At 59.1% G+C, this 9,459-nt stretch carries 9 protein-coding genes; all 9 read left to right on the top strand.

Translation table 11 applies throughout. The annotated features are described in order from the left end of the window. The coding region (locus QZY44_RS28445; protein WP_295456009.1) for a hypothetical protein at positions 1-234 on the top strand (234 nt) is incomplete at its 5' end. A 20-nt stretch (positions 235-254) separates the two neighbouring features. After that, entirely contained in the window at positions 255-1,607 is a 1,353-nt protein-coding gene (locus tag QZY44_RS28440; protein WP_295456008.1) for a glycosyltransferase family 4 protein, read from the top strand. A gap of 261 nt (positions 1,608-1,868) precedes the next feature. Then, entirely contained in the window at positions 1,869-2,936 is a 1,068-nt protein-coding gene (locus tag QZY44_RS28435; protein ID WP_295456007.1) for a galactosyltransferase-related protein, read from the top strand. A gap of 619 nt (positions 2,937-3,555) precedes the next feature. Continuing rightward, positions 3,556-4,164 (top strand): class I SAM-dependent methyltransferase, encoded by a 609-nt coding sequence (locus QZY44_RS28430; protein ID WP_295456006.1) that lies wholly within the window; start codon positions 3,556-3,558, stop codon positions 4,162-4,164. 4 nt (positions 4,165-4,168) lie between these two features. Next, positions 4,169-5,146, top strand: a complete 978-nt coding sequence (locus QZY44_RS35990) for a glycosyltransferase family A protein (RefSeq protein WP_365305460.1) — start codon at positions 4,169-4,171, stop codon at positions 5,144-5,146. A gap of 404 nt (positions 5,147-5,550) precedes the next feature. Next, entirely contained in the window at positions 5,551-6,549 is a 999-nt protein-coding gene (locus QZY44_RS28425; protein ID WP_295456005.1) for a polysaccharide deacetylase family protein, read from the top strand. 291 nt (positions 6,550-6,840) lie between these two features. Further along, complete coding sequence (locus tag QZY44_RS28420; RefSeq protein ID WP_295456003.1) at positions 6,841-7,776, top strand: glycosyltransferase family 2 protein; 936 nt, start codon at positions 6,841-6,843, stop codon at positions 7,774-7,776. After that, positions 7,773-8,573 carry a class I SAM-dependent methyltransferase gene (locus QZY44_RS28415; protein ID WP_295456001.1) on the top strand — a complete coding sequence of 267 codons (801 nt, stop codon included), beginning with the start codon at positions 7,773-7,775 and terminating at the stop codon, positions 8,571-8,573. Before QZY44_RS28420 ends, QZY44_RS28415 begins: the two co-directional genes overlap by 4 nt. 468 nt (positions 8,574-9,041) lie before the next feature. Beyond that, complete coding sequence (locus QZY44_RS28410) at positions 9,042-9,410, top strand: acyltransferase (protein WP_295455999.1); 369 nt, start codon at positions 9,042-9,044, stop codon at positions 9,408-9,410. Positions 9,411-9,459 lie beyond the last annotated feature (49 nt).

Raw genomic sequence — 9,459 nt, 5'->3', positions numbered from 1 at the left:
CGTGGCGCCGGCCCAGGCCAGCCCGTGATGCTGAAGATTGACGTAGAAGCCTGGGAGAACCACGTCCCCAGGGGCGCCGCTAACTCACCGCCAAGCGCCGAGGCACCCTTGCTCCAGGTCGAATTCACCGATGCTGCCGCACAGGCCGCCGGCAGCAGTTGCGCGGCGCCAGACCAGTCCCCGGTGGATTTCGGCTACACTGTTTGTCGTTACGATGTGGCAGAGGCATTCTAATCGCAGGAACAGGAGCAAATGTGACCAGTCAACAGGGCAGAGGCTCAGTGATGTTCGTGGCGCCCAGCGCCTATGTGCTGGGCGGGCTTGGGACTTGGCTCGACTATATGGAGCCGGGATTGCGGGCGCTGGGATGGGAGGTGCTCATGGGGCTCGTCGAAGGGCCGCGTCACCATCGGCCGCAGCGCTATCTCGCCAAGCACTCCCATGTCAATTGGCATGCCATCGCCTGCACGACCGGCACTCAGGAGGGGCGGCTGCGTGCCGTCGAGCGCGCCATCAATGAGTTTGCACCGGATCTGGTGGCGACCGTCAACCTACCCGATGCGCTACTGGGCGCCGCCCGCGCGAGACGGCGCGGGCGACCAGACCTGAAGATCGCGATGACAGTGCACGGCATCCAACCGGACCTCTATGACGATATCCGCGCGCACCGCGGCTGGCTTGATCGCGTGTTCTGTACCAATCGCCTGGCGTGCCGACTGGCAACTGCCTTCGGGGGTGTGGACGCCGCGCGGGTGTCCCATGTCCCTTACGGTGTTGACTATGCCGGGCCAGTCCTTCGTCACTCGGGACGTGAGCCTTTGCGCATCGCCTTCGTCGGCCGCTTGGAGCAGGATCAAAAGCGGATTTTTGACTTGTCACCGATCCTCGTCGAACTGGACGCCTGCGGGATCGCTTACGAACTCTTGATCGCCGGAAGCGGACCGGATGAGGCCGCATTACGGGCGGCGTTGGCGGAACCGCTTGCCACGGGAAAGGTCCGCCTCCTCGGCTTTTTGTCACCGACCGAGTTACGACAGCAGGTACTGGAGCGAGTGGACGCCCTACTCCTGACCTCCAGTTGGGAAACGGGACCGATCGTGATCTGGGAGGCAATGGCGAGCGGCGTCGCCGTGGTGTCGTCGCGCTACATTGGTTCCGGGTTGGAAGCGGCACTGCGGCATGATGAGAATGCGCTGCTGTTCCCCATCGGCGACTGTCGGGAGGCCGCCGCGCAACTGCGCCGGCTGTCGCAGGCGCCTGCCTTGGGCAATCGACTGAGGGCCGCCGCGTTTCGACTGATAGAAACGCGCTACAGCATCCCCGTCTCGGTCGCCAATTGGGATCGCCACCTGCGCGCCCTGCGCGAACAACCGGCGTTGTCGGCGACGCCAAGCATCAAGGCACAGCCCGCACCGGGGCGGCTTGACCGGTGGTTGGGCACTGGTCTGGCGGAGCAGCTTCGCGCCAGGCTCGGCCCCACCGGACCGGACGGCGGCCCCGGCGGCGAATGGCCGCATTCGCACGGCACCACCGATTACTGGGACCCTGAGTTTTGGGCGCTGGCAAAGACGCTGGACCACCCGGCCGTGGAACGTTCGCCACCATGAGTAAGCGTACCCTCGTTGCCCTCCATCGTGCCATCGCCTGCTGGTGCCGGATGCCAAAGTGCGATGGCCCGGATCGGTCCCGTCTTGGCGTCAAGCTGGGTGATCCGACCGGACCTGCCCCAGACATGCCGGTGCTGCCGGCGTCGATAACGATAGGCCGGCGCACGGTTGTCGCCCCCGAGTACCTCGTCAAGCCAACGGCGCTTAAACTGATATGTCGCGCCACCCTCCCAGCGCGAAAGATCCGGGTGCGGGCATAACATGTCTGCGCCGACGCTGCGGCAACAACTGGGCTGCTGGGCCCATGAACGTTGGAAAACCGAGCTGATACTGCGCGCGCCCAGCATCGCGGCACGTCTCGGCCTGACGTGGCTCGACCTGCACAACCGCCGCGAGTCCATCAGTCGCGTGGACGCCGGCCGCGCTCGCGTGTGCAACTGGCACGACAGTTCGTTGTTTACGGCGTGCCGCCTCTTTCCGGCGATTGGTGGGCGATTGCTGCGGCATTGTTTAAAGGAATGGCCGGTCGCCTTTCGCGATGGGCTCACGGCGCCCGACGGCCGGCCTGACGTCAGCATCATCATTCCCTTTCGCGGCACTGCGCGACTGCCTCAACTGCGTTGCTGTCTAGCTAACCTGTGCGCCCAGCAAGGCGTCGCAGTAGAGATTATTCTGGTCGAACAGAGCTGGGAGCCGCTGCTGGCAGATGCCGTCTTGCCGGGGGTACGCTACCTTCATACGCAGTGCGTGACACCCGACATGCCGTTCAACCGCTCCTGGGCCATGAACGTCGGTGCGCGCCACGCACTGGGCGACTGCTTGATCTTTCACGACGGCGACCTTTTGGCGCCGGCCACTTACGCGGCAACGGCGCTTGATTTGATGCGACGGGGCTATCACGGGGCGCGGCTGCCGCGTCTGATCTTCTACCTTGACCAGGACACCTCGGCTCCTATCCAAGCCGAAAACGCCATGCCAGCTACCGACATGCGCATCGGCGAAGTGCGGGCCAATTGTAGGGCAACCTTGGTGATGGATCGGCAGGCCTACTGGCGAATCGGCGGACACGACGAATCCTTTTCCGGCTGGGGCGGCGAGGATGACGAACTCCTGGAGCGCGCGGCAACCCTGCACTTCTATCCCGGTGCCTTCCTGCCCTTCATCCATTTGTGGCACCCATCCCAGCCGGAAAAGCACAGCGGCATGATCGAACGGGAGCAGTTTACCGCCCAGAAATTGAAAATACCCGTGGCCCAGCGCATTGCATCGCTTAGAGATAATAGCCCGGGCGAGTGCTCAGGGCCCTGTCGCGAAACCGCAAGGATATGAACACCCAAGACCGGTCAAACTGTCGTCGCCAGCTACGGCCGCTCATATCACGCTGATTTGAATGGCCGCGTACTTGGGTCTGATTGCAGCTCGCCCCGGTTCGTCGCCATCCGGAGTGTCAGCCTATGAGCGTATCCGCTTCGTCGGCGCGCACGGGCGCCTCCCTGACGAACCCGATCAGGGTACTGGACAGGTGTTGTCCACCCTTTTCCCGAAGCCACCGCTTGAGCGCCCCTTGCATAGCCGATAGCCCTTGTTTTCTTCAGTGTCGCGGACGCTAAGGTTGGCAAAAGCCGACGCTCGCGCTCGTCCTCTCATCGACTCCGCAAACCAACCGTGAGGTCACCAGATGAATCCCCCTTGGTTCTATGCTATCCTGGCTTGTCCTGACTGCCAGCACGAACTGATTGTCAACAGCGCTGGGGCCTCATGCCCCGCCTGTGGATTTTCCAATCAACCCCTGGCGGACCTAAGGCCCCAAAATCCCCACCCTCTCACGCTGAGTCTGGCCCGCAAGAGTGATCTTGATCCCGCACAACAGCTCCAGGTCATTGAGACGTCACCCCCATCACCAGGGTATCACGGACCGCGGGCACAACACCGCGACTCAACGCAGTTCATGTCGATCATAGCGGACTATTTTAAACGGCCGACCCGCGTTCTCGATTTAGGCTGTGGACCCCGGGATCAAGAAATACCAATCCGCGCGCTCGGTCATGAGTACGTCGGCGTAGACATTTGTTCTACGACTGCCGACTTTCTTGCCGATGCCCACGCCCTGCCGTTCAAGACGGCATCCGTCGACTGCATTCTTACCTACGCAGTACTCCTGGCATTACGCAATCCAGTTGTCGCGCTCAGCGAGATCGAGCGAGTCTTGAAGCCCGGCGGGCTTTACCTGGGAACCATCTCACAAGGCGAGCCCTTTCTGGTTTCCTATTTTCACATGACGGCGTGGGGATTGCTCTCGCTTATCGATGCGACGCCTTCCTTACGCGTGACCAGGCTGTGGGCAGCCAATGACACCCTCTCGTCGCTTTCGCGCTGGGGCGGTTACTCCAAGGTGATCAAGCAGGCTTTGGGCGTTTTGAACTGGGTCAACACCACCTTTCCATTCTTGACACCGCGAAAGATGCTCTGGCCAAAGAAGGCGCGTGAGATTGACGCACTGCACCGGGCCGGATCCATTGCATTTGTCGTTCAAAAGATATCTGAACTTAGAAATTGAGCCGATGAAAGCTAACGCCTTGCCCTGCTGCAACGGATTGGTTTCGACGATTATACCGGCATTTAATCGCCCGACAATGCTGCAAGAGGCGGTCCATTCCGTCTTGGCACAGACCTATAGGCCCTTGGAGATTATCATTGTCGATGACGGGTCCACCGACGCTACTGGGGCCGTAGCTGATTGCTTGGCGAAGCAGCATCCGACAGAGATCACGACACTCCACACACCCAACCGCGGAGTCGGTCAATCCCGTGAAGCTGGCAGGCTTTTGGCTCGTGGAGAGTTTATTCAGTATCTCGATAGTGACGACCTGTTACGACCCCAGAAATTTGAATGGCAGGTAGCTGCCCTGAGACAACATCCGGGTTGTGGGGTAGCCTATGGCCGTACCCGCTTGATCAGTGAGCAAGGACAGATCCTGGAGGATCCCTATAAGGGTACCGGACATGTGTTCGAAACCCTCTTTCCGCAATTACTCGTCGATCGCTGGTGGAACACTCATACCCCACTGTACCGGCGCAGCGTGTCCGATGCTGTAGGCCCTTGGAGCACCATGCGGATCGCAGAGGACTGGGAGTACGACGCCCGAGTCGGCTCGCTTAATACCAGGCTAACCTATTGTGACGGCCTGGTTTCGGAGCATCGCTGCCACGCGGGCGCCCGATTGTCCTGTGACGGTGTGAGTCCGGCGTACATTCATGACTATACGCAACTGATTCAGCGTTTGCTATACTACGCCAAACTTGCGGGTGTACCTATCCCATCACAGGAAATGACGCACCTTGCGAGGTGGGCTTTCTTGGTTGCCCGGCGGGCCGGGATGCTAGGCCTTAGCGCCAGCGCCGACACCTGTTCCGCCGTCGCCTTGCAGGCGGCAGCGGGAGGTCCTCCGGTGATCCAAGTTTTGCTGGCACGTTGGTTGGCCGCAGCCCTCGGCTGGCGAAGGTGCAGTATCCTTCTCAATAGCCTAAGGAAATGCTAGCGATGGCTAGCCTGCGTCAATTATGACGATGACATTGGCTGACTCAAACACCGCGGCTCAGCGTTTATTCGCGGTGGAGAAAAAGTATCGCGCGTTATCACCCGCAGGTTGTTCTTTCTCTCTTCTCCCCACGCGCTTGTTATGTTTTCGATCGCGTCTTAAGACCGCTGGGAACGACTCTTCAAGCGATTCGCTGGTGTTTGGATCAACGAGTAAACCAATCGGCTTGACGCATTACTATCGGATCTGGCGCGACCCGGCCCTAGGGTCTCTGCGATTCTATAGCGGGCGATGTTCATAAATCCGGCAAGAACTTAGCGTAGGGCCTGCCCGGACTTATGATCAAGGCCTTCAGCGCCAATTATCTTAATCGCCTTTCTACGCGATAACCGAGGGCAAAATTGATGCAGTACGTATCGCTGAAAGCCAAAGCAGCTTGCTGGGTACGCGGAGCGATTGGGACTGGCAGGCGTTACGAAAAGGAAGCCATGGGTGCTGTTATATTGGCGTACCACGGAGTTGTGGAAGACATCCAATATCCCCAACTTGAGCGCTATTGCGTTCCCCGGGATGTCTTTCGCCGCCATATTCGCTACTTGCAGCGCAAGCACGCCGTGGTGCCCTTGGCTGAGATTCTTGATGCCGTACGGACTCACACTGCCATCGATCGACGATGGGTGGCCATCACCATGGATGACGGTCTTCACAATCAGGCGACGATAGCGGCTGAAATCCTTGATGAATTTAGCTTACCATGGGCAATCGCGGTCCCGACGAGGCTAATCGGTGGCGACCGGTCCATTCCGACGTATGAACTTGACTATCTATTGCAGTTCTGGACCGAGTCGTCATTGTCCCTGCCGGATGGCAGTGCCGTGGCGTGGCATCTTCTCGGCGCACATCAGCGCCAAGCGGTCCGTGCCGCCATAAAAAGGCAACTACTTACGTCCGTAACGTCCGTGATGCGCGAGGCCTATCTGGAATCGCTGAAGGCAACGTTTGGCTCGGAGCGATTTCGCGAATCGTTTTCTCGCTACGGCGTTTTTCAACTGGCCGATTGGCAGCAGCTTCGCGATCTCCGCCGGGCTGGTGTAGAATTATTGGCTCATGGGGCTACACATCGGCCGCTGAACGACACCTTGACACTGTCTGAACTGTTAGTGGAAATAGATGCACCACGACGCCATTTTCAGGAGTTTATGGGGTTTGAACCATCAGGATTCATCTTGCCGCATGGGATCGCAGACGCTCGCGCTAACGAAAAAATTGGAGAGGCGGGCTACCTTTATTGCCTGACATCACGCGTCGGGCGTGTGAGTGCCGGAGCCGATCCCTTTGGCTTGCCCCGCGTTGATGGAGAATATACGCTAGAAATACTGCGGCAGCACATGGCGAGGGCGTGAAAAGAGTTATTGTTGTCAGCTACACCGCAAGCCATAGCTGCCCACGAAAGCATGATCCCCGGCGGCAGCGCCGGAGCCAGGCCGGCTTAACGTAACTGCATTGCCCCTTCCGGCCCCGCCCCGTTATGACCTATAGGTCTATTGTGGCGTGACGACCGGCGGCCGGGCCGGATTTTTCATTGCGGTTCCGCGGTGCTGCGTTAACGTATGGCGAAGCGCGGGACGGCTCAGCTGGCAGGGGCGCTTGGCGGGGCGGCTTATTCAAGAATGATCTTTTGAGGGGCGCAAGCCATGCATCGCGCGGTCGTGTCAGTGGTGATGAGCGTCTATAACGGTGCACGGCATTTGCCCGCGTCGATCGACAGTGTTTTGGTGCAGGATGGCGTTGACTTCGAGTTTATTGTCGTCGATGACGGATCGACCGACGAAACTCCGCGAATACTCCAGGAGTATGCTGCGGCTGATCCGCGGATCAGACTCGTCCACCAGCTGAACCAGGGACTGACGAGAGCGCTGATCCGGGGTTGTCGCGAGGCCACGGGCGAATTTATCGCGCGCCAGGATGTTGGCGATGTGTCGTTGCCTGGACGCTTGAAGAAGGAACTCGATTTGATCTGTAGCGATCCTCGGGCGGTGCTGGCTTCTTGCGGTACGCGATTTGTCGGCCCGGGCGGCGAACCTCTTTTTGAGGTATTGCAAAGTGCCCACGAGGCCTCAGCTGGCTTGCAAACCCTGGATGCTGCTGAACTACAAGGCCCGTCCTGTCATCCCTGCGTTTTGTTTAGAAAAAGCGCATATTTTGCGGTAGGAGGCTATCGGCATCAATTTCGCGTGGCGCAGGACATCGATCTCTGGGTGCGGCTGGCCGAGATCGGCAAGCACCTGGTGGTCCCCGAGGTGCTTTTCCAGGCGGAGTATTCATTAACCGGAATATCGCCAGGCCGCCATGCTGTACAACAGCGCATCGGTGAGAGAATTATTCACGGGGCCCGTCTGCGCCGTGCTGGACTGCCGGAGGATCAGAACCTTCAGCTTATTGAGAGAATCGTGATTGATACTTGCAAGACAGCACCCAATACGGCCGAAGCTGCGTATTTCATCGCCAGCTGCCTGATGCGAAAGGAACCAGCTAAGGCCAAGACCTATTTCGCTACAGCACTGAGAGCTAATCCATTTCATTTTAAAGCGTTGATGCGTTATCTGCAAATTCTGGCGCGGCGGCCATGAAGCCGCCAGTCTTTAGTCCTCACTGGCCGGACGACGTGCAGGCATTGTACGGACACGACATGGACGAGATTTGGGATCGCTCCCTCGCACCGCATTTGTGGAATCAGTATCATAACCTGCTGGACTGCTACTTGGGCCTCGCGGGTGAGTCGCCTTTACGTATTCTTGATGTAGGATGTGCTCAGGCCACGTTAGCATTGCTGCTGGCAGAGCGCGGTCATCAGGTAACTGCGGTTGATATACGCCCCCAGTTTCTTGAATATGCACAGTCGCGTTACACGCATGGTGATATCCGGTTCTTGGCCGCTAATGTGCTTGAGCAGGATCTGCCCGGGACATTCGATCTCGTGTTTGCCAACCAGATTATCGAACACCTGGTTTACCCCGGTGAGCTTGTTGCTCGTCTGCGTTCGCTGCTAACGCCTGGCGGGCGATTGGTGGTAACGACGCCCAACGGAGATTATGTCAAGAATTCGCTCCAGAGCTACCATGATTTGGGCGACCCCAGGAAATGGGAGCATATGCAGTTCAGTGCTGATGGGGAGGATCACTTTTATGCTTATCTGGCAGACGAGTTACGTGAAATATTGCACGACGCGGGTTTGGTCGATATAGCAACTCGTTTCCTCGAAACCCCTTTCATGTCTGGGCACATGAAGGCGCGCTATTTGCATCGGATAGTTCCGGTCGCAGCACTCCGTCGGGCGGATCGTGGACTGTTATCGATTTCTGCTCTGGCGAGAAAGCTGGCGCATCAACTGTTGGTGATAGGGCGGTCCCCCGCGCGTCATGACTGACGGATGGCTGGAATACGCATCCCATCGCGATGGGACTATGCGTGGTAGCGTCGGATATCGGCGGCATAGCCGACGCGCTATTGCATCCGGGGGAAAGGTCATGCTGACATTGACCAGTGCTGCCCTAGCCCTCCGACCAGACGTCGAGCGGTTGTCTGCCCAAGCGGACGCGGCGGGTATCATGGCGGTGCACGCGAAGAACAGAGCACGGCGATATTCTTGGGAGAGGGTAGGCCGTGACAGCGCGGCCCCGTATCAGCGGCTGCTGCCGCATTGAGCTGGGCCCCCGTGCACCGAGCCATTTTCAGAGTGCTGGCGCTTTTGCGGATCTTCAAGTCGCGGATGCGGGCGCACTCACTCAGCCTCTCAGGGGCGCGCATAGCCGGAAAGTGTCTCTTGGCTGAGCGGGTCAGAGTCGATCGACCGTGGCAGGTCGGGATTGGGAAGCGGGTCCAACTCGAGGCTGACGTGTGGCTGAAACTCGTATCGGCTCAAGCGACGATTGAGATCGGCGACTATGTGTTCATGGGGCGTGGCACCGAGATCGACGCCAGCCTCGCGGTCGCGATCGGATCGCACGTCTTGATTGCACCCGGGGTGTTCATCACCGATCACGGCCACAATATTGACGCCGGGCCAAGGATCGATGCCCAGGGCTGCCACGCCGCGCCGGTGATTATTGAAGACGAAGTGTGGTTGGGAACGCATTGCGTGGTCTTGCCGGGCGTGCGGATCGGGCGCGGCGCGGTGGTTGGTGCCGGGGCCGTGGTTACCAAGGACGTGTTGCCATATGCGGTAGTGGCAGGAGTGCCTGCCCGATTGTTGCGTATGCGATAGTGAGTGTTATCGGTCCAATGACTGCAACGCTTGACCGATATTTTGTAAT

Origin of the sequence: uncultured Thiodictyon sp., from assembly GCA_903837595.1 — a bacterium.
Lineage (GTDB): Bacteria > Pseudomonadota > Gammaproteobacteria > Chromatiales > Chromatiaceae > Thiodictyon.
This window is presented reverse-complemented; position numbering and strand designations above follow the sequence as displayed.

Coding starts and splice junctions, on each gene's coding strand:
- QZY44_RS28420 (WP_295456003.1), top strand. CDS start 6,841: ATGCATCGCGCGGTCGTGTCAGTGGTGATGAGCGTCTATAACGGTGCA.
- QZY44_RS28435 (WP_295456007.1), top strand. CDS start 1,869: ATGTCTGCGCCGACGCTGCGGCAACAACTGGGCTGCTGGGCCCATGAA.
- QZY44_RS28425 (WP_295456005.1), top strand. CDS start 5,551: ATGCAGTACGTATCGCTGAAAGCCAAAGCAGCTTGCTGGGTACGCGGA.
- QZY44_RS35990 (WP_365305460.1), top strand. CDS start 4,169: ATGAAAGCTAACGCCTTGCCCTGCTGCAACGGATTGGTTTCGACGATT.
- QZY44_RS28415 (WP_295456001.1), top strand. CDS start 7,773: ATGAAGCCGCCAGTCTTTAGTCCTCACTGGCCGGACGACGTGCAGGCA.
- QZY44_RS28430 (WP_295456006.1), top strand. CDS start 3,556: ATGTCGATCATAGCGGACTATTTTAAACGGCCGACCCGCGTTCTCGAT.